The sequence below is a fragment of the Streptomyces phaeoluteigriseus genome (genome assembly GCF_001896135.2).
GTDB lineage: Bacteria > Actinomycetota > Actinomycetes > Streptomycetales > Streptomycetaceae > Streptomyces > Streptomyces phaeoluteigriseus.
The window spans coordinates 545,520-564,951 of record NZ_MPOH02000009.1 but is presented as its reverse complement, the minus strand read 5'-3'; the positions used below and the strand labels follow the sequence as shown (position 1 = coordinate 564,951).

At 72.3% G+C, this 19,432-nt stretch carries 14 protein-coding genes and 3 pseudogenes; 10 read left to right on the top strand and 7 right to left on the bottom strand.

Annotation, left to right across the window (positions count from 1 at the left end):
• Position 1 precedes the first annotated feature (1 nt).
• The 3 genes from leuD (at position 2) to BM536_RS10200 (ending at position 1,986) form a co-directional block, all read left to right on the top strand.
• Positions 2-595 (top strand): 3-isopropylmalate dehydratase small subunit, encoded by a 594-nt coding sequence (gene leuD, locus BM536_RS10210; RefSeq protein ID WP_073491190.1) that lies wholly within the window; start codon positions 2-4, stop codon positions 593-595.
• A 360-nt stretch (positions 596-955) separates the two neighbouring features.
• A complete protein-coding gene (locus tag BM536_RS10205; RefSeq protein WP_073491189.1) occupies positions 956-1,186 on the top strand; it encodes an SCO5555 family protein in 231 nt (76 codons plus the stop codon).
• A gap of 137 nt (positions 1,187-1,323) precedes the next feature.
• Complete coding sequence (locus BM536_RS10200) at positions 1,324-1,986, top strand: HU family DNA-binding protein (protein WP_094102828.1); 663 nt, start codon at positions 1,324-1,326, stop codon at positions 1,984-1,986.
• 107 nt (positions 1,987-2,093) lie between these two features.
• Here BM536_RS10200 and BM536_RS41725 read toward each other — a convergent pair whose 3' ends face one another.
• Together BM536_RS41725 and cofC are read right to left on the bottom strand one after the other, a co-directional pair.
• Positions 2,094-2,297 carry a hypothetical protein gene (locus BM536_RS41725; RefSeq protein ID WP_211362857.1) on the bottom strand — a complete coding sequence of 68 codons (204 nt, stop codon included), beginning with the start codon at positions 2,295-2,297 and terminating at the stop codon, positions 2,094-2,096.
• A gap of 10 nt (positions 2,298-2,307) precedes the next feature.
• Positions 2,308-2,946, bottom strand: coding sequence for a 2-phospho-L-lactate guanylyltransferase (gene cofC, locus BM536_RS10195; protein ID WP_211362856.1), 639 nt, complete (start codon positions 2,944-2,946; stop codon positions 2,308-2,310).
• Positions 2,947-3,108: 162 nt separating this feature from the next.
• On the opposite strand from cofC, the gene BM536_RS10190 reads away from it, so the two are divergent.
• From BM536_RS10190 to BM536_RS10180, 3 genes are read left to right on the top strand one after another with little or no spacing between them, the layout of a single operon-like run.
• Positions 3,109-3,900 carry a lysophospholipid acyltransferase family protein gene (locus BM536_RS10190; RefSeq protein WP_073491188.1) on the top strand — a complete coding sequence of 264 codons (792 nt, stop codon included), beginning with the start codon at positions 3,109-3,111 and terminating at the stop codon, positions 3,898-3,900.
• On the top strand, positions 3,897-4,907 hold the full coding sequence (locus tag BM536_RS10185) for an NAD(P)H-dependent glycerol-3-phosphate dehydrogenase (protein ID WP_073491187.1): 1,011 nt from the start codon (positions 3,897-3,899) through the stop codon (positions 4,905-4,907). Before BM536_RS10190 ends, BM536_RS10185 begins: the two co-directional genes overlap by 4 nt.
• A gap of 58 nt (positions 4,908-4,965) precedes the next feature.
• Positions 4,966-6,141 (top strand): D-alanine--D-alanine ligase family protein, encoded by a 1,176-nt coding sequence (locus BM536_RS10180; RefSeq protein WP_094102827.1) that lies wholly within the window; start codon positions 4,966-4,968, stop codon positions 6,139-6,141.
• Between the two features lie 4 nt (positions 6,142-6,145).
• Here BM536_RS10180 and BM536_RS10175 read toward each other — a convergent pair whose 3' ends face one another.
• Both BM536_RS10175 and BM536_RS10170 read right to left on the bottom strand, forming a co-directional pair.
• On the bottom strand, positions 6,146-6,646 hold the full coding sequence (locus BM536_RS10175; RefSeq protein WP_073491185.1) for a DUF3515 domain-containing protein: 501 nt from the start codon (positions 6,644-6,646) through the stop codon (positions 6,146-6,148).
• Between the two features lie 20 nt (positions 6,647-6,666).
• Complete coding sequence (locus tag BM536_RS10170; protein ID WP_073491184.1) at positions 6,667-6,900, bottom strand: Lrp/AsnC family transcriptional regulator; 234 nt, start codon at positions 6,898-6,900, stop codon at positions 6,667-6,669.
• Between the two features lie 206 nt (positions 6,901-7,106).
• On the opposite strand from BM536_RS10170, the gene BM536_RS10165 reads away from it, so the two are divergent.
• On the top strand, positions 7,107-8,072 hold the full coding sequence (locus tag BM536_RS10165) for a thiamine-phosphate kinase (protein WP_073491183.1): 966 nt from the start codon (positions 7,107-7,109) through the stop codon (positions 8,070-8,072).
• Positions 8,069-8,875 carry a bifunctional hydroxymethylpyrimidine kinase/phosphomethylpyrimidine kinase gene (gene thiD, locus BM536_RS10160; RefSeq protein WP_107439574.1) on the top strand — a complete coding sequence of 269 codons (807 nt, stop codon included), beginning with the start codon at positions 8,069-8,071 and terminating at the stop codon, positions 8,873-8,875. Before BM536_RS10165 ends, thiD begins: the two co-directional genes overlap by 4 nt.
• Before the next feature lie 233 nt (positions 8,876-9,108).
• Here the strand turns inward: thiD and rpmB are convergent, their stop codons facing one another.
• A complete protein-coding gene (gene rpmB, locus BM536_RS10155) occupies positions 9,109-9,294 on the bottom strand; it encodes a 50S ribosomal protein L28 (RefSeq protein WP_073491182.1) in 186 nt (61 codons plus the stop codon).
• A gap of 257 nt (positions 9,295-9,551) precedes the next feature.
• Between rpmB and BM536_RS10150 the strand changes: the two are divergent.
• Positions 9,552-11,259: pseudogene (locus BM536_RS10150) on the top strand (DAK2 domain-containing protein).
• Positions 11,260-11,310: 51 nt separating this feature from the next.
• Here BM536_RS10150 and BM536_RS10145 read toward each other — a convergent pair.
• Together BM536_RS10145 and BM536_RS10140 are read right to left on the bottom strand one after the other, a co-directional pair.
• Positions 11,311-14,270, bottom strand: a pseudogene (locus BM536_RS10145) (tetratricopeptide repeat protein).
• A complete protein-coding gene (locus BM536_RS10140) occupies positions 14,267-16,111 on the bottom strand; it encodes an HSP90 family protein (protein ID WP_073491181.1) in 1,845 nt (614 codons plus the stop codon). The pseudogene BM536_RS10145 and the gene BM536_RS10140 overlap by 4 nt, the downstream one beginning before the upstream one ends.
• 167 nt (positions 16,112-16,278) lie before the next feature.
• On the opposite strand from BM536_RS10140, the pseudogene BM536_RS10135 reads away from it, so the two are divergent.
• Positions 16,279-19,391: pseudogene (locus BM536_RS10135) on the top strand (helicase-related protein).
• Positions 19,392-19,432: the final 41 nt, after the last annotated feature.

Below are 19,432 nucleotides of genomic sequence, written 5' to 3'. Positions count from 1 at the left end.
CATGGAAGCATTCACCACGCACACCGGCCGGGCCGTCCCGCTGCGCCGCTCCAACGTCGACACCGACCAGATCATCCCTGCTCACTGGCTCAAGAAGGTCACGCGGGACGGGTTCGAGGACGGGCTGTTCGAGGCCTGGCGCAAGGACGCGTCGTTCATCCTCAACCAGCCCGAGCGCGAGGGCGCGACCGTCCTGGTCGCCGGCCCCGACTTCGGCACCGGTTCGTCCCGCGAGCACGCCGTCTGGGCGCTCCAGAACTTCGGCTTCAAGACCGTGATCTCCTCCCGTTTCGCCGACATCTTCCGCGGCAACTCGCTGAAGAACGGCCTGCTCACGGTCCTTCTGGAGCAGCAGATCGTGGACGCGCTGTGGGAGCTGACCGAGCAGGACCCCACCGCCGAGATCACGGTCGACCTCGAGCGGCGCGAGGTGCGCGCCGAGGGCATCACCGCGGCCTTCGAACTCGACGAGAACGCCCGCTGGCGGCTGCTGAACGGGTTGGACGACATCTCCATCACGCTCCAGAACGAGCCCGACATCGCCGCGTACGAGGCCAAGCGGCCGTCGTACAAGCCGAGGACGCTCCAGATCTGATCGAGATCTGATCCGGATCCGAGCCGGATCTGCACCGGATCAGATCCGGGCCTGAGTCGGACCCGGTCTGGTCCTGATCTCGGCCTCACCCCCGGCCGAAGGCGACCGGCTCTGGTCGAATTCCGGCCACCGAGAACCCCCTCCGTACCCCCGATCGGCCGATCGGGGTGACGGCCAGTGTCTGCACCCGTTCGGCCTCGCCGATCTTCGCCGTATCTCCCAACGTCCCACGTTACGACGGTGGTTGCCGGGGTAGGCGGCCAACGAGGCCGCGACCTGCCGAGGTGCCGGGAGCGCCGTCCGAGGCGCCAGTTGCCCCCTGGGCGGGCGACAACTCGCCCCAGATGGCACAATCTGTGCATGGGACACGACGGCCAACTCGAGCTCTATACGGCGGTCGCGAACCAACTCAAGGAAGCGCACGCAAGAGTGCGCGCACTGCAAGTCCCGGAGGGCGTACGGATGGCGCTGACCCGGAAGCTGCTGGTCATTACGGCCGCGGCCAAACACGATCTCGCCGACGCGACAAGGCGGCTGGAGCGGTTCATCGCGGACCTCGACGCGGGACGCATCCCCGAAGAGGAGCGTTGATCGCCTCCGGAACTGCCGAGTTCGTTGCGGCACAAGGGTGATTAGCCCGTTTCGTGTTTGATTTGCGGTATATATCTGCCTAACGTGCGAAAACGCTTGAACACTTTCGTTCTGGCAATGTCTCCGAAGGGGAAGACGTGAACAAGGCGCAGCTCGTAGAAGCGATTGCCGACAAGGTGGGCGGTCGGCAGCAGGCCGCCGACGCCGTCGACGCGGTCCTGGACGCCATCGTCCGCGCGACCGTCGCGGGGGACAGGGTCTCGGTCACCGGCTTCGGATCGTTCGAGAAGGTCGACCGCCCGGCCCGCTACGCCCGCAACCCCCAGACGGGCGAGCGGGTTCGGGTCAAGAAGACGTCCGTGCCGCGCTTCCGTGCGGGCCAGGGCTTCAAGGACCTGGTGAGCGGCTCGAAGAAGCTCCCGCGCGGCGGCGAGGTCGCCGTCAAGAAGGCCCCCAAGGGCAGCCTGACCGGCGGTGCCACCGCCACGGTCAAGAAGGCCGCCGCGAAGAAGGCCGCCCCGGCGAAGCGGGCGACGGCCGCCGCGAAGAAGGCCGCGCCGGCGAAGAAGACGACGACCGCGGCGAAGAAGACCACGGGCACCACGAAGAAGACGACGACCGCGAAGAAGACGACCGCCAAGACGGCGACGCCGGCCGCCAAGAAGACCACCGCGAAGACGGCCACGGCTCAGAAGACGGCTGCCAAGAAGGCCCCGGCGAAGAAGGCGACGGCCACGAAGGCCCCCGCCAAGAAGTCGAGCGCCCGCAAGACCACCGCGAAGAAGACCACCGCTCGCTGAGGCGCAAGCGTTCAACGGCACTCACGCGCCGGGCCGACTCCCTCTCGGAGTCCGGCCCGCGGCGTTCTGTCCGCCGGTTCCTCCGGACACCTGCCAGGTCGGAAGGCTCAGAACGTCTGGAGGGTGACGAGGGTGACGCGCCGGGAGTCGCCCTCGCCCTCGGTCTCGATCCGCACCCGCTGTCCGGGGCGCAGCAGCCTCAGCCCGCCGGCGTCGAACGCCGGGGCGTCGAAGGGCACCGGGGTGCCGTCGTCCAACAGCACCTCTCCGCTGCGGGTGCCGGCGTCGTACGTGTATGCGGTGGCCTGCATGACCGGCAGCCTACTGCCCCGGAATCAGCAGGCGCGCGGCCGCGGCGGCCGTTCGTGGACCCACCCCGAGCGCCAGGGCCGCCCGCAGGTCCTCGCCGGTGTCCACGTCCTGGCGTACGGAATCCACGGCCGTCGGCCGGAGTTCCCTGGCACCGGAGGCGCGGTGCCGGGCGCGGGAATCGGTGCCGAAAGCGGGAAGCAATTCACGGCCGGGGGCCACGGCGAGAAGAGTTGTACCGATTGCGGCCGCATCGGCGAGAAATGCGCGGGGGAATTCCGCGGCGGCATCCAGGACGCGGGCCAATTCCGGTGGACGCAGTGCGGGCAGATCTGCGTTGAGCGCGGCCAGCGCACTGTCGGGAAGTGTGGCGCGTACCGCGGCCGCCGCATGTGCCAGGGCGGCGTTCAGACCCGCGCGCGGCTCGTCGGGGACGATGCGCGCGCCGAGCGCCGCGAGTTCGCGCCCGGCCAGCTCGTCGTTCGTGACCACTGCCACATCGCGCACCGCGGCGCAGGCCAGCGCCGCCGTCACGGTGTCCACGGCGAAGGCCAGGGCGAGGCCCGGACGCAGCGCGTCGGCGGCGGTGTCCGCGAGCCTGCTCTTGGCCAGCGCCAAGGGCTTCAGGGGGATGACCAAGCTCCACTGCACCGGCGTACCGTCTCTCTCTCGTCGCGGACATTGTCCCCCGGTCCCTCCGGCGCCACTTCGGTCGGGGCGTACGGTGTCCTCGACAGACCGGCGGCTTGGGGCGACACTTGTCCGGCTCCCGGCCCGGAGGAAGTCAGGGAAGTCCTAGAGGAAGGTGCTCGCGTGCCCCGCCGCAGAATCGGCTTCTGGTACCGCTTCGCAGCGGTGCTCTGCAAACCGCCGCTGGTGATTCTGATCAAGCGGGACTGGCGCGGGACGGAGCACATTCCGGCCGAGGGCGGGTTTATCACCGCGGTGAACCACAATTCGCACCTCGACCCGTTCGCATACGCGCACTACCAGTACAACAGCGGACGCGTTCCGCGATTCCTGGCGAAGAGCGGGCTTTTCGGGAAGGGCTTCGTCGGTGCCGCGATGCGCGGCACCGGACAGATCCCCGTCTACCGCGAGTCCACGGACGCGCTCAGCGCCTTCAGGGCCGCGATCGAGGCGGTGGAGCGCGGCGAATGCGTCGCCTTCTACCCCGAGGGCACCCTGACCCGCGACCCCGACGGCTGGCCGATGACCGCCAAGACCGGGGCCGCGCGCGTCGCCCTCCGGACCAGGTGCCCGGTGATCCCGGTCGCGCAGTGGGGCGTCAACGAACTGCTGCCCCCCTACGCCAAGAGGCCCCGCCTGTTTCCGCGCAAGACCCACCACGTCCTGGCGGGCCCGCCCGTGGACCTCTCCCCGTTCTACGACCGGGAGATGACTCCCGAGCTGCTGAAGGAGGCGACGGAGGTCATCATGGCCGCCGTCACCCGCCAGCTGGAGGAGATCCGCGGCGAGAAGGCGCCCGACAGGCCCTACGACCCGCGCGATGAGCGGATCGAGCAGCGGCGCCGCACCCAGGCGCAGACCAGCCACGGCAGGTCCCAGGCGCGGACCGGCCACAAGGGGGAGAACAGCAAGTGAGCAAGCCCGTCAAGGCTGCCGTCTTCGGCACCGGTTCCTGGGGTACGGCCTTCGGTACGGTCCTCGCCGACGCGGGCTGCGAGGTGACGCTGTGGGCGCGCCGTGCCCGGCTCGCCGACACGGTCAACTCCACCCGGAGCAACCCGGACTACCTGCCCGGCGTGGAACTCCCGGAGAACCTCCGTGCCACCGCGGACCCCGCCGAGGCCGCCCGCGACGCCGACTTCACCGTCCTCGCCATCCCCTCGCAGACTCTGCGCGACAACCTCGCCGCCTGGCGCCCGCTGCTCGCCCCGGGCACCGTCCTCGTCTCATTGATGAAGGGCGTCGAACTCGGTACCACCATGCGGATGAGCGAGGTGATCGAGGACGTCGCCCAGGTGGGCCGGGACCGGATCGCCGTGGTCACCGGGCCCAACCTCGCCAAGGAGATCGCCTCCCGCAGGCCGGCCGCGGCCGTGGTCGCCTGCACCGACGAGAGCGTCGCCCAGCGGCTCCAGGCGGCCTGCCACACGCCGTACTTCCGCCCGTACACCAACACCGACGTCGTCGGCTGCGAACTCGGCGGCGCGGTGAAGAACGTCATCGGGCTCGCCGTCGGCATCGCGGACGGCATGGGCCTCGGCGACAACGCCAAGGGCTCGCTCATCACGCGCGGACTCGCCGAGACCACCCGGCTGGGCCTCGCGATGGGCGCCGACCCGCTGACCTTCTCCGGACTCGCCGGCCTCGGCGACCTGGTGGCGACCTGCTCCTCGCCGCTCTCCCGGAACCACACCTTCGGCACCAACCTCGGCAGGGGCATGACCCTCCAGGAGACCATCGCGGTCACCAGGCAGACCGCCGAGGGCGTCAAGTCCTGTGAGTCCGTGCTGGATCTGGCCCGCCGGCACGGCGTCGACATGCCCATCACGGAGACCGTCGTCGGGATCGTCCACGAGGGCAAGCCGCCCATGGTCGCCCTCAAGGAGCTGATGTCGCGCAGCGCGAAGCCCGAACGACGCTGAGCGACCCCCTGAGTCGACGCTGTGTCCGTGCCCTACCACCGGGTACTCTCATGCCGATATGAGCACCGAGAACCTTCCCCAGAGCCCTGAGCAGCCGTCTCGTAAGCCGCGTGTGGCCGTCGTGTTCGGCGGACGCAGCTCCGAGCACGGGATCTCCACGGTCACCGCCGGCGCCGTCCTCAAGGCGCTCGACCGGACGAAGTACGAGGTCCTGCCGATCGGCATCACCCGGGAAGGCCGCTGGGTGCTCACCGCCGACGAGCCGGAGCGGATGGCGATCACCGAGCGCCGTACGCCCGGCGTCGAGGAACTCGCCGACGCGCAGGAGGGCGCCGTCGTGCTCTCCGTCGACCCCGCGAACCGCGAAGTCGTCTACAGCGAGCCCGGATCGGTGCCCAAGGCCCTCGGTGACGTCGACGTCGTCTTCCCGGTCCTGCACGGCCCCTACGGCGAGGACGGCACCCTCCAGGGACTGCTGGAGCTGTCCGGTGTGCCGTACGTGGGCTCCGGTGTGCTCGCCTCGGCCGTCGGCCAGGACAAGGAGTACATGAAGCGGGTGTTCACCTCCTTCGGGCTCAAGGTCGGCCCCTACGTGGTGATCCGGCCGCGCGAGTGGCAGGGGTCCGCCCCGGACGGGGACGGAGGTGCCGCCGCCCGCAAGAAGATCGTCGACTTCGCCGGTGAGCACGGCTGGCCGCTGTTCGTGAAGCCCGCGCGCGCGGGTTCCTCGATCGGCATCACCAAGGTCGACGACCTGTCGGGGCTGGACGAGGCCATCGCCGAGGCCCAGCGCCACGACCCGAAGATCCTCGTCGAGGCGGCGCTGCGCGGCCGTGAGATCGAGTGCGGCGTCCTGGAGTTCGAGGACGGTCCGCGCGCCTCCGTGCCGGCCGAGATCCCGCCGCCGGACGCGCACGCGTACTACGACTTCGAGGCCAAGTACATCGACTCGACCCCCGGTCTGGTGCCGGCCCCGCTGACGCCGGAGGAGACCGCGGAGGTCCAGCGGCTCGCGGTGGACGCCTTCGAGGCCGCCTCCTGCGAGGGGCTGGTCCGGGCGGACTTCTTCCTCACCGAGGACGGCGAGTTCGTCATCAACGAGATCAACACGATGCCGGGCTTCACGCCGATCTCGATGTACCCGCAGATGTGGCAGGCGAGCGGAATCGGCTACGCGGAGCTGGTGGACAGGCTGATCCAGGCGGCTCTGAGCAGGTCCACGGGGCTGCGCTAGGTCCTCAGTCGGCGATCCCCTCGGGGATCGCCTTCTTGACGGCGGAGGCCAGGTCGATCAGTGCACCCGAGGTGTCCCGTCCCTCGGGCACCGTGACCTCGACATAGGCGAGGCGACTCGCGGTCGTGAACCGGTACGCCCCGCCGTCCTCCTTCTCCATCAGCCAGTTGACCCCGTTCACCCCACCGGCCACGGCATCCGGGTCCCCGCCCACCGCCACCTCGGGATCGACCATCTTCGGCGGTCGCTCGACCCCGCAGCGCAGTATGATCGCCGGGTTCCCCCAGCCCGCGGTCAGCGCTGATGGGGGCGAGGGATCCCGGCGGTGCTGGCCGTCCACCGCGGACGGCAGCGTTCTGTCCAGGTTCCGGCACAGCTCGGTGACGGTCGCCGAGGGGTGGGGAACCGCCGCCGACACGTCACCGTCTGCTGAGGAACAGCCCACCGCAGCCAGCAGGAGGGCGAGCGGGGGCAGGACGACCGGCCGGGGACGGAAAAGGTTCACCGGCCAAGGGTAGACGGGGGCTACAGATGCACCACCGGGCAGGTCAGGGTGCGGGTGATCCCGTCCACCTGCTGGACCTTGGCGACCACCATGCGACCGAGGTCGTCGACCGTGTCGGCCTGGGCCCGCACGATCACGTCGTAGGGGCCTGTGACGTCCTCGGCCTGGACGATCCCAGGGATCTTGCTGATCGTCTCGGCGACGGTCGACGCTTTGCCGACCTCCGTCTGGATCAGGATGTACGCCTGTACCACGGAACCTCCAGGGCGGCCACGAGGATCATGTGGGGAAAAGGAACGCCACGGTATCGCGTCGCCGCTCGCCGCGGGGAGACCCGCGGGGACCGGGGCTCGCGCGCCGGGGTGCGGGCACGACGGAAGTTGACGGCTGCCTCGACCGTATCGAGGACACTGGTGACGCGCGACCGGGCACGGACAGGGACAGAAGGGGAGCTGGGGCGATGAAGGGCACTGTTGGTGAGCTCGGGGAGTTCGGGCTCATCAGGGAGCTCACCTCCCGTCTCACCACCACATCGGCGGTCCGGGTCGGACCCGGTGACGACGCCGCGGTGGTGGCCGCGCCCGACCGCCGGGTCGTGGCGAGCACCGACATCCTGCTGGAGGGCCGGCACTTCCGTCGGGACTGGTCGACCGCCTACGACGTCGGCCGCAAGGCCGCCGCCCAGAACCTCGCCGACATCGCCGCGATGGGCGCCGTGCCGACCGCACTGCTCCTCGGCCTCGTCGTGCCCGGCGAGCTGCCGGTCACCTGGCCCACCGAGCTGATGGACGGCCTGCGCGACGAATGCCAGGTCGCCGGCGCCTCGGTGGTCGGCGGCGATGTCGTACGCGGCGACACGATCATGGTGTCGATCACCGCGCTTGGTGATCTGCGCAACCAGGAGCCGATCACCCGCTCCGGCGCCCAGCCGGGCGACATCGTCGCGGTCACCGGCTGGCTGGGCTGGTCCGCCGCCGGATACGCGGTCCTCTCCCGCGGCTTCCGCTCGCCCCGCGCCTTCGTCGAGGCCCACCGTCGCCCCGAGCCGCCGTACCACGCCGGTCCCGCGGCCGCCGCGCTGGGCGCGACGTCGATGTGCGACGTGAGTGACGGGCTGATCGCCGACCTGGGGCACATCGCGGAGGCCAGCAAGGTCCGTATCGACATCCGGTCCGGCGCGATCGACGTGCCCACCCAGATGAACGACATCGGGCAGGCCGTCGGCGTCGACCCCATCCAGTGGGTGCTGACCGGGGGAGAGGACCACGCGATCGTGGCGACCTTCCCGCCGGACGTGAAGCTCCCCGCCCGCTGGAAGGTGATCGGCGAGGTCCTCAACCCCTCCGCCCTGCCCCAGGTGACGGTCGACGGGGCGCCCTGGACCAGTAAGGGCGGCTGGGACCACTTCGGGGACATGGAGTCGTGACACCCCCGAGGGTGCTGACGGTGGCAGGCTCCGACTCCGGCGGCGGCGCGGGCGTCCAGGCCGACCTCAAGACGATGCTCGCGCTGGGCACGCACGGCATGAGCGTGATCACCGCCGTCACCGCGCAGAACTCCCTGGGCGTGCAAGGCGCTTGGGAGCTGCCGGTCGAGGCGGTGCGTGCCCAGTACCGCAGTGTCGTCGACGACATCGGCGTCCAGGCCGTGAAGACCGGGATGCTGTCCTCCGCCGCACTCGTCGAAGCGGTCGCCGAGTTGATCGCCGGCACGGACGCGCCGGTCGTCGTCGACCCGGTCGGCGTCTCCAAGCACGGCGACCCGCTGCTGGCCGCCTCGGCCCTCGACTCCGTCCGCACCGCACTGCTGCCGGCCGCCACCGTGGCCACGCCCAACCTCGACGAGGTGGCCCAGCTGACCGGCGTACGGGTCGGGTCGGAGCGCGAACTCGGGCGGGCCGCGGCGGCCGTCCTGGCGTACGGGCCGCGCTGGGTGCTGATCAAGGGCGGTCATCTGCCCGGCGACGCCGTCGACCTGCTCACCGACGGCTCGGAGGAGCACTGGCTGCGGGCGCCCCGGCACGACAACCGGCACACGCACGGCACGGGCTGCACCCTCGCGTCGGCGATCGCGGCACAGCTCGCGAAGGGGGAGACGGTGCCGGAGGCGGTGGCGGCGGCCAAGGAGTACGTCACCGGGGCGATCGTCTCCGGGTTCGCACTCGGCGGCGGGATCGGGCCGGTGGATCACGGCTGGCGGCTCACCCGGCGGGACACTCCGGGAGGCTGACGCACGCCGTGGCCCTCTTCGGTGAGGGTCCCGAAGTGGCCCGGCGGTCGGGCGGGAGCCGAGCGGCCGGTACGTCCGTCAGGCGGGAGCGGAGCAGCCGGTACGCCCGGCCGGCGGGCATGGCAGAAAGCCGGCCCACCCTGGGTGGACCGGCTTTGTGCAGCAACCAGCAGTGGCCGCGCGCGATGGAGGTCCCCCCGTCCCGAGCGAAGCCGAGAGGTGGGGGAAATGCGTCAGCGCGAGACCTTGCCGGCCTTGATGCACGAGGTGCAAGCGTTCACGCGCTTCGGCGTCCCACCGACCACGGTACGCACGCGCTGGATGTTCGGGTTCCAGCGACGGGGCGTACGGCGGTGGGAGTGCGAGATGCTATTGCCGAAGCCCGGCCCCTTGCCGCAGACGTCGCAGTTGGCAGCCACCGGTCACTCCAAAGACTTCAGATGCACTTACGGATGATCCCGGCATGCCGGGATCAAGATCGTGGGATCGAAGATCTGAGTGGCGCTGCCAGGGGGATGGCCCGATGGGATCGGGCAACCGGAGCAGCATACAACGGCTGCGCCAGTACAACGAAACTACCATGGCTGGTCAGCGCCCGGCCCCGGCCCCGGACCGTGGGCCAAACCCCTCCAACGGTCTACGCTGCGTCCCAGTCCAGCAGCTCAGGGAGGCGCAGGTGCCGCAGGTGCCGCAGACATTCTTCGATGCTCTCGCGGTGCGCACCTGGTGTGGTCTCGCGCTCCGGGCGCTGGGACGCGCGCGTGAGGAGATCGACGCGATCAACGTGTACCCGGTCGCCGACGGGGACACCGGAACCAACCTCTACCTGACCGTGGAGTCCGCCACGACCGCGGTCGAGGCGGTGTTCACCGGCCACGCGGCCGGCTCCGGGCCGGACGGCACCCCCTCCCTGGCCGACGCCGCGCGCGCGATGGCGCACGGAGCGCTGATCGGCGCGCGCGGGAACTCCGGGACGATCCTGGCGCAGCTGCTGCGCGGTATGGCGCAGGTGCTGGCGGCCGAGGGGGAGAGCCCTCGCACCGACGCGGAGGGGCTGCGCCTGGCGCTGCGGCACGCCGCCGACTCCGCCCGCCAGGCCGTGGCCCACCCGGTCGAGGGCACGGTCCTGTCGGTCGCCTTGGCCGCCGCCGACGCGGCGGGGGAGGCCGAGGGGGACTGCGGGGCGGTCGCGAAGGCGGCCTACCAGGGCGCGTGCACGGCACTCGCCGCGACGCCGGGCCAGCTGGCCGTCCTGGCGCGTGCCGGGGTGGTGGACGCGGGCGGACGAGGGCTGGTGGCGGTGCTCGCGGCGCTGGTGGAGACGTTCACGGGGGAGACGCCGGCCGCCGAGAGGGGCGGCCGCGCTGCGGCGGGCGGCTCGGTGGGCGGCTCGGCGGATCCCGACGCGTCCGGGCTCCACGCGCGGGGGGACTCCTGTGCGGAGGAGGTCACCGGGAGCGGCGGGCCCGCCTTCGAGGTGATCTACCTGCTGGAGGCCGAGGACGCGCCCGTCGACCGGCTGCGGCAGCGGCTCGACGCACTGGGGGACTCCCTCGTGGTGGTCGGCGGGGACGGGTTGTGGAACGTGCATGTGCACGTGGACGACCCCGGCGCGCCGTGGAGGCGGGCGTCGAGGCCGGCCGGCCGTACCGGATCCGCATCACGCACTTCGGCGCCGACGACGTGCACGCGCGCGGGGGTGGGCGTCCGCCGCGCGAGCGTGTGCAGCGGGCGGTCGTCGCGTCGTACCCGGCGAGGGGCTGGCCGGTCTGTACGCCGAGGCCGGCGCGACCACCGTGCTCGCGCGCCCCGGTGAACCGCCCGCCAGCGGGGAACTGGTCCAGGCCGTACGGCGGGCCCACGCGCGTGAGGTCGTGCTGTTGCCCAACGACGCCGACCTGCGTCACACCGCGGCAGCGGCGGCCGAGCAGGCCCGCGCGGAGGGCATCCGGGTGGCCCTGATCCCGACCCGTTCCGCGGTCCAGGGGATCGCCGCGCTCGCCGTGCACGAACCGGACCGCCGCTTCGACGAGGACGTCGTCTCGATGACCTCGGCGGCCGGTGCCACCCGCTACGCCGAGGTCGCCGTCGCCGAACGCCAGTCCTGGACCATGGCCGGCATCTGCCAGGCCGGTGACGTCCTCGGCCTCATCGACGGCGACGTGGCCGTCATCGGCGCCGACGTCACCGCCACCGCGGAGACCGTCGTGGACCGCATGCTGGCGGCCGGCGGCGAACTTGTCACCCTCGTCCTCGGCGACGAGGCTCCCGAAGGCGTCGCCGAGCGCATCGAGGCGCGGGTGCGGGAGGCGTACCTCGCCGTCGACACGGTGGTCTACCACGGGGGACGGCAAGGCGCGCTGCTGCTCATCGGGGTGGAGTGAGGCCGGTCCCGGACGCGGTGATCGCCGTCCGGCACCGCCACCCGTGCACGGCTATCCCCGTTCCGCCGTCGCTTCCTCCGCCGCCTGAAGCAGCTGCTCCGCCTCCGCCCGCCGCGCCCGTACGGTCTCCTCGTCCCCGCCCTCGGAGTCGGGGCCGGTCTCCGCGTCCGCGTACGCCCTGAGCACGGCACGCGCGCGTGCCGCTGCCCGCGCGGGACGCCCCAGGTCGGCCTCCAGCCAGCCCGCGGCCAGCTCCGCGCCGGTGCGCGGCGGCAGGGCTGCGTCCCCGAGGGAGGCGAACACCGCGACCGCCTCCGACATCTGGGACAGCGCCCCTTCCATGGCGGCACGGATCGAGTCGTCGTCGGCGTCCTCGGCGGCCGAGCGGGCCAGGAGGTCACCGAACTGGCGGTGCGTGTGCCCGAGCTCGAAGACCAACCGCAGGCGCGCCTCCTCGTCGTCCGCCACCTCCAGCGCGTCGGCGCACTCCCCGACGGCGCCCGCCATCAGCTCCCGCGCCGCGTCCGTGCCGTCCTCGGTGCGCAACGCCAGCCAGGCGCGGGCCCTCAGGGAGCGCACCAGCCCGTGCACGTTGCCCAGGGAGCGCCACAGGTCGCCCGCGCGCGCGTACGCCTGATCCGCTTCGGCGTGCAGCCCCGCCTGGCCGAGTGACTCGGCCGCCAGGTGCGCCAGCGTCGCGTGGTCGTGCTGCTCGGGCCAGTGCCGGGCGGTCTCGGCGGCCTGCAACCGGCGTTCGGCGGCGGCCCGGTGCTCGCCCAGCTCGCTCAGGCAGTCGCCGAGCCACCACTGCGTCTGCACGACCGTCCCGTCGCCGTGCGTCTCGGCGGTCAGGTCGGCCAGCGCCGACTCCAGCACCTCCGCGGCCTCGGCCCACCGCCCCCGCCGCACCAGGAACCCGCCCAGCTGGTGCCGCGCCCACGCGCCGAGCGTCGGGCCCTCGCCCGCCTCGTCGGCCCAGTGCGCCGCCTCCAGGGCGTGCTCGGCGGCCTCGTCCGCCTCCCCCCGGCCCCCGACGACCTCGGCGAGCTGGAGGTGCAACTGCGCCCGCCCGACCGGCTCCAGGAACCGGCCACCGTGCTCCAGGGCCGCCCGCAGCGCCCGCTCCGCCTCCACCATGTCGCCCAGGTGGTGCGCGAGCCCCGCCAGCCTGGCCTCGTACTCCACGGCGAACCAGGGCAGCCCCGCCCCGACGAACTCCGAGGCGGCCCGCGCGAACAGTTCCGCGCCCGCCTCCGCGTCACCCGCGCGCGTGGCCAGTTCCGCCAGCATCGCGTGCCCCTCGGCGACCCGCGCGACGAGCCGTACGTCGTCCCCGGCCCGCCCCCCGACGAGCGCGAGCAGCTCCCGTACGGCCGCCTCGGCCTCCGTCAGCACCCGCTCGGCGACGGGCCCGTCCGCCTCGTGGACGCGCCGCATCAGGATCCGCGCCCGGCCCATGAGGACCCCCGCCGCCTGCCGCACCTCCGTGCCGCCCTCGGCGTACAGGGCCAGAACCCGGTCGTACGGCTCGGCGACCGCGGCCAGCGCCTCGTCGATCTCGCCGGCGAGCGCGCGGACGTAGGCCCCGCGCGCGTGTGCCGCCAGAGCCTCACCGGGGTCGCCCGCCTCCGCGTACAGCCCGGCCGCCTGCTCGAACGTTTCGGCACCCTCCGGGCCCAGCGCCATCGCCTGGTGGTCGGCGATCTCCGCGCGGTCGCGCGGGTCCAGCTCGGCCCCTCGGCGGCCACCGCCACCGCCGCCCACGCCTCCACGGCGTGCGGGCGCAACGTGTCCGACAGCCGCCGCGCCTCGGCGAGCAACGCGGCCAGATCCGGCGCCCCCGCGTCCTCGGCGGCAGCGGGCGGGGCCGGCGGAGCGAGCGCGTGGGCCGGCGGCCGTACCGCCCGCACGCCCAGCGGAAGCCGCTCCACCAGCGGCTCCTGCGCCATCCGCGCGCGTGCCCGCTCACTGATGTGCGACGTGCCGTTGCGCGCGTCGAACCGCTCGGCCAGCGCGAGCGCCTCCCCGCGCGCGTGGACGGCCAGATCCGCCGCCGTCCACACCCGCCCGGCCGGCCCGGGCACCTGCTGCCCGCCCAGGCCCAGCACGGACAGCCGCTCCATGAGCAGCACGACCACACTCAGGAAGTCCAGCCTGCTGCGCGGCTGCCCCTCGTCCGTGAAGTACGCCGGGCGCTCCGCGAGCAGCTCCAGACCCCGCGCCTCGTTCCCGGTCAGCGCGCAGAACTCCACATGGTCGGCGTACGCGCCCCGCATGCTCTCCATCGCCCGCACCAGCCGGAAACCACGCAGGTGATGCGCGCGCGCCTCCTCCACGCGGCCCAGCCGCAGCAGCGGCAGCAGGGACGACGCGAGCGCGTTGTGCGGCTCGTGCGCGCACGTGTACGCGCCCTCCAGCACGGGCGCCCACAGCTCCAGGGCCTCGGCGTCCCGACCCCGCTCGGCCCGCCACCAGCCCTGCCCCTGCAACTCGCACGCGTGGCAGTCGGCCATGCTGTCGCGGTCCGCGGCCAGCCAGGCGGCGAACGCCCGCTCCGCCCGCTCCTCGTCCCCGACATGAGCGGCCACACTGAACTCCGCGCTGCGCACGGCCCGCTCGGAGTGCCCGGCGAGCCGGTAGCGGTGCTCCATCTCGCCGAGCCACTTCTCCACCGACGCCAGCGGAATGTGCGGCTGGTCGAGCATGCCGGCCGACATCCACTTGAAGACCCAGTGCAGCGAGTGCGTCTCGTGCGCGTCGAAGTCCTCGGGCCGCTCGTCCCACATGCGCAGCAGACGCGCGAACGGGACGAACATCCTGTCCTTCTCGGAGCTGTAGTTGTAGACCTTCAGCTGGTGTCCGAGCGCCTCGATCACGGCGAGCGGGATGTTCAGCTTCTCGGCCTCCGCCAGCAGCAGTTCCGCGCGCGCGTTGCGGGCCGGGCCCTCCGGCTGCTCGCCGTTCTCCGCCATCGCCCGGCGCAGGGAGTCGAAGTCCGTGATCGCGGTCATCGCCGGCCGTCCTCCTCAGGTGTGGCTTCCCCGTGCGTGGCCCACTCCAGCAGGCCGATGAACGCCCGGTTCAAAAGCGCGGAGTCCGCCGGCCGCAGCGGCCGCTGCGCCATCAGCAGCGCCTGCCCGTACAGCGACTCCGTGGCGGTGCCTATCAGCTCGGCGTCCCGCAAGGAACTGATCCGCCGGATCAGCGGGTTGAGATGGTTGAGCACCAGACGCGCGCGCGGGGCGCTGCCGCGCAGCGAGCCCAGGATGCCCGCCCACAGGTCGTCGGCCCGCGACTCGGCGTCGGCCCGCGCCTGTTCGTGCCGGGCCGCCCGGTCGTCCAGGTGCAGGGCGGGCACCGACAGCGGGTGGAAGGCGCGCAGGACGACGTCACAGCCCAGCGGGTCGAGCTTCGCCCGCGCGGCCGCCAGGAAACCCGACAGCGCCAGCTCCTCCGCCGCGTCCACGGCGTCCAGGTGCGCGGTCACGGTGTCCGCGTCCAGCTCGGCGACCACCGTCCCCGGCCGCACCGACGGCAGCGCCTCGACCAGCTCGCTGTCGTACGTGTAACCGCCGTTGACGACGCCGACGCCCTGCGCGGACGCGATCGGCGCGACCTGCCGGTACTCCTCCACGGTCCGCGTGAAGTGCACCACCGGATGCCGCTGCGCGAACTCCTCCAGCGACAGCCGCCCGTCGGTCGTCTCGAACGGCAGCCACGGCAGCATCGTCCGCAGCATCTCCTCGTCGTGCCGCGCCAGGGACTTCACCCCCAGGTGGTGCACCGCCAGGAACGCCGCCAGCCGCTCCGGATCCCCGGCGGCCAGCCCCGTCAGCCACGCCCGGATCCGCTCGCCCAGCGCCTCCCGTACCGCCGCCAGCGTCTCGTCCTCGTACAGCGACTCGCGCGAGGCCGTGGGCCGCAGGCTGTCGGTGTCCAGGACACAGCGCACGAAGAACGCCCAGTCGGGCAGCAGCTGTTCGGCCCGGTCGGTGAGCAGCATCCCCTTCAGGTGCACGCGGTGACCCGCCCGCTGGGCCGGACTGACCGCGGCCGGCAGCACGTACGCCACCCCGCGGATCCCCGCCAGCGGAACGTTCAGGTCGACCGAGTCCAAGGGCGTGAACCCGAACAGCTCGTGACAGTGCCGGGCCAGCGCGACGCGCCGGTTCGCGGGAGAGGCGTACGGCCGGTCCCAGGGCGCCGGCAGATCGGTGACCGCCTCCTCGCCGACCCTGACGTCGTAGGGCAGCAGCGAGCCGAAGTCGCGCGCCAGTTGCAGGACCCGCCGCTCGGTGAGCCACTCCGCGGCACCGGCCCGCGCCACCAGGTGCACGGTAGTGCCCGGCTCGGGGCGCGCGTCGTGGGGCAGCGTCCGCACGGTGTACGAACCGTCGTCGCGGGCCGTCCACTCCACCGGCGGCGCGCCGGGCGTACGGGCACTGCGGCTGACCACGCGTATCCGCTCGGCGACCACGAAGCAGGCCAGCAGCCCGATGCCGAACTGCCCGAGGAAGTCGGAGCGGGCCTCCTGCAGCCCGTCCGCCCGCTTGGAACTGCGTCCGATGGTGGCCAGCAGGCTGTGCAGGTCGGACTCGGTGAGCCCGACACCGGAGTCCTCCACCCGCAGCTCCCCGTCCGAGGCGAACAGCCGCACCCGCGCCGGGGCACCGGGCTCCTCCGCCCGACGGGCGGTGATGGCGTCCACGGCGTTCTGGAGCAGTTCGCGCAGATAGACCCTGGGGCTGGAGTAGAGGTGATGGGACAGGAGGTCCACCAGGCCACGCAGGTCGACCTGGAACGTGTGAGGTGACGGTGATGCCTGGGATGACGGTGAGGTCTGGGAGTCCATCGCTGCAGCGCCGCGGCTTGGGGAGGGTCGACGGCGCGGGGTCGGGCGGTCCCGGTGGGGCGGTGACCGCGGGGGATGGCCGGAGCGCGCCATCCTAGAGCCGGAACGAGCCGCCTGACCAGGGGTTTCGGGATACGTATACGGCAATGTCAGTGGGGTGGTGTGCAATGGATCTCGTGCCCGCGCTCGAAGAACCGCTCAAAAAGGTGCTTGGCCCACCGACCGCGAAGGTGATGGCCGAGCACCTCGGCCTGCACACCGTCGGCGACCTTCTGCACCACTACCCGCGCAGATACGAGGAGCGCGGCCAGCTCACGCACCTCGCCGACCTGCCGATGGACGAGCACGTCACCGTGGTCGCCCAGGTCGCCGACGCCCGCCTGCACACCTTCGCCTCGTCCAAGGCCCCCCGCGGCAAGGGCCAGCGCCTGGAGGTCACCATCACGGACGGCAGCGGCCGTCTCCAGCTGGTCTTCTTCGGCAACGGCGTGCACAAACCCCACAAGGAACTCCTGCCCGGCACCCGCGCGATGTTCTCCGGCAAGGTGTCCCTCTTCAACCGCCGCCTCCAGCTGGCCCATCCGGCCTACGAGCTGCTGCGCAGCGACACCGACGAGACCGTCGAGACCTGGGCGGGCGCGCTCATCCCGATCTACCCGGCGACCGCCAAACTCGAGTCCTGGAAGATCGGCAAGGCGATCCAGACGGTCCTGCCGAGCGCCCGGGAAGCCGTCGACCCGCTCCCGGACTCCCTGCGCGAGGCCGCGGCCTGGTCTCGCTGCCCGAGGCACTCCTCAAGATCCACCGCCCGCACACCAAGGCCGACATCGAGGACGCCCGCGCCCGCCTGAAGTGGGACGAGGCCTTCGTCCTCCAGGTCGCCCTGGCCCGCCGACGCCACGCCGACGCCCAGCTCCCGGCCGTCCCCCGCAAGCCCGCCCCCGACGGCCTGCTCTCCGCCTTCGACGACCGGCTCCCCTTCACCCTCACCGAGGGCCAGCAGAAGGTCTCGAAGGAGATCTTCGACGACCTGGCCACGAGCCACCCGATGCACCGGCTGCTCCAGGGTGAGGTCGGTTCGGGCAAGGCCCAGCCACTCGACTCACTCGTGCTCACCCCGGCCGGTTTCCGGCGTATGGGGGATGTGGCGGTGGGCGACGAGATCGTCGTGCCGGACGGCGAGATCGCGCTCATCGACGGTGTCTTCCCCCAAGGGGAGCGCGACGTCTGGCGCCTGGTCCTGTCCGACGGCAGTTCCGTCGAGTGCGACGACGAACACCTCTGGATCGTCGGCGCGGGCCGCGGTCGGCACGGCGGACAGGCTCCCCGGGTCATGACGACCCGCGACATCCGGCTGGACACGTCCGAGGCGGACGGATCCGCCAAGTGGTACATCCCGGCGGCGACACCGGTCGACATCGGCGACGACTCGGGACCGCCACTGGACCCCTACCTGTTCGGCCTGTTCCTCGGGGACGGCCCGTCCCCCGACGACATCCGGCTGACCACGATCGGCCCCGGGACCCGCGATGCCGTGATCCCGGCCCTGCGGGAGCTGAACCTGTGGGGCCTCCCCGCGCGCGGGAGGTTCGTCCCGGACGAGTTCAAGAACACCTCCGTCAAGAACCGTCTCGCCCTGCTGCAAGGCCTCCTGGACACGGACGGCACCGTCCACGCGGACGGCACGAGCGTCTCGTTCCGTTCGGCGTCGCCCAGGCTCGCGCACGACGTCGCGTGGATCGTGCGTTCCCTGGGCGGCCTTGCGAGGGTGTCGCCGAAGCCGGCCGCCTTCGACGTCCATGTGTCCCTGCCCGCGCGGTACCCACCGTTCCGGCTGACCCGCAAGGCGAACCTGGTACGCCCCCGCCCGGAGGGCGACACCTTCCGACGTGGAATCCGCGCCGTCGAGTACGTCGGACGCAAGCCGGTCCAGTGCATCAGCGTCGCCCACCCGAGCCGGGCCTACGTCACCGACAACTTCACGGTGACGCACAACACCATGGTGGCCCTGCGCGCCATGCTCGCCGTCGTCGACGCGGGCGGGCAGGCCGCCATGCTCGCGCCCACCGAGGTGCTCGCCCAGCAGCACCACCGGTCCGTCGTGGAGATGATGGGGAACCTGGCCGAGGGCGGGATGCTGGGCGGGGTCGAGGACGCCACCAAGGTCGTCCTGCTCACCGGGTCGATGGGGGCCGCCGGGCGGCGGCAGGCGCTGCTCGACCTCGTCACCGGCGAGGCCGGCATCGTCATCGGCACGCACGCGCTGATCGAGGACAAGGTGCAGTTCCACGATCTGGGGCTGGTCGTGGTCGACGAGCAGCACCGGTTCGGCGTGGAGCAGCGGGACGCCCTGCGCGGCAAGGGCAAACAGCCTCCGCACCTCCTGGTCATGACCGCCACGCCCATTCCGCGCACGGTCGCCATGACGGTCTTCGGCGACCTGGAGACCTCCGTCCTGGACCAGCTCCCGGCCGGCCGTTCCCCCATCGCCAGCCACGTCGTCCCCGCCGCCGACAAACCGCACTTCCTGGCCCGCGCCTGGGACCGGGTCCGCGAGGAGGTCGAGGGCGGCCACCAGGCGTACGTGGTCTGCCCCCGCATCGGTGACGAGGAGGACGCCCCCGGGAAGGCCGGGAAGAAGGCCCCGGAGGGCGAGGCCGAGAAGCGCCCGCCGCTCGCCGTCCTGGAGGTGGCCGACCAGCTCGCCCGGGGCCCGCTCCAGGGACTCAGGGTCGAGGTGCTGCACGGCCGTATGCCTCCCGACGACAAGGACGCCGTGATGCGGCGCTTCGCCGCGGGGGACACCGACGTCCTGGTCGCCACGACCGTCATCGAGGTCGGGGTCAACGTGCCGAACGCCACCGCGATGGTGATCATGGACGCCGACCGCTTCGGCGTCTCCCAGCTGCACCAGCTGCGCGGCCGGGTCGGCCGCGGCTCGGCTCCCGGGCTCTGCCTCCTCGTCACCGAGATGCCCGAGGCCAGCCCGGCCCGTCAGCGCCTCGACGCGGTCGCCGCCACCCTCGACGGCTTCGAACTGTCCCGCATCGACCTCGAACAGCGCCGCGAGGGCGATGTCCTGGGCCAGGCCCAGTCCGGCGCCCGCACCAGCCTGCGGGTACTCGCCGTCATCGAGGACGAGGAGATCATCGCGGAGGCGCGGGAAGAGGCGGCGGCGATCGTCGCCTCGGACCCGGAACTGACCGGACTCCCCGGCCTGCGGACGGCGCTGGACGCCCTGCTGGACGAGGAGAGGGAGCAGTATCTGGAAAAGGGGTGAGCCGGACGGCCTCGGGAGCGCGGGGCGGTAATCCTTATGCG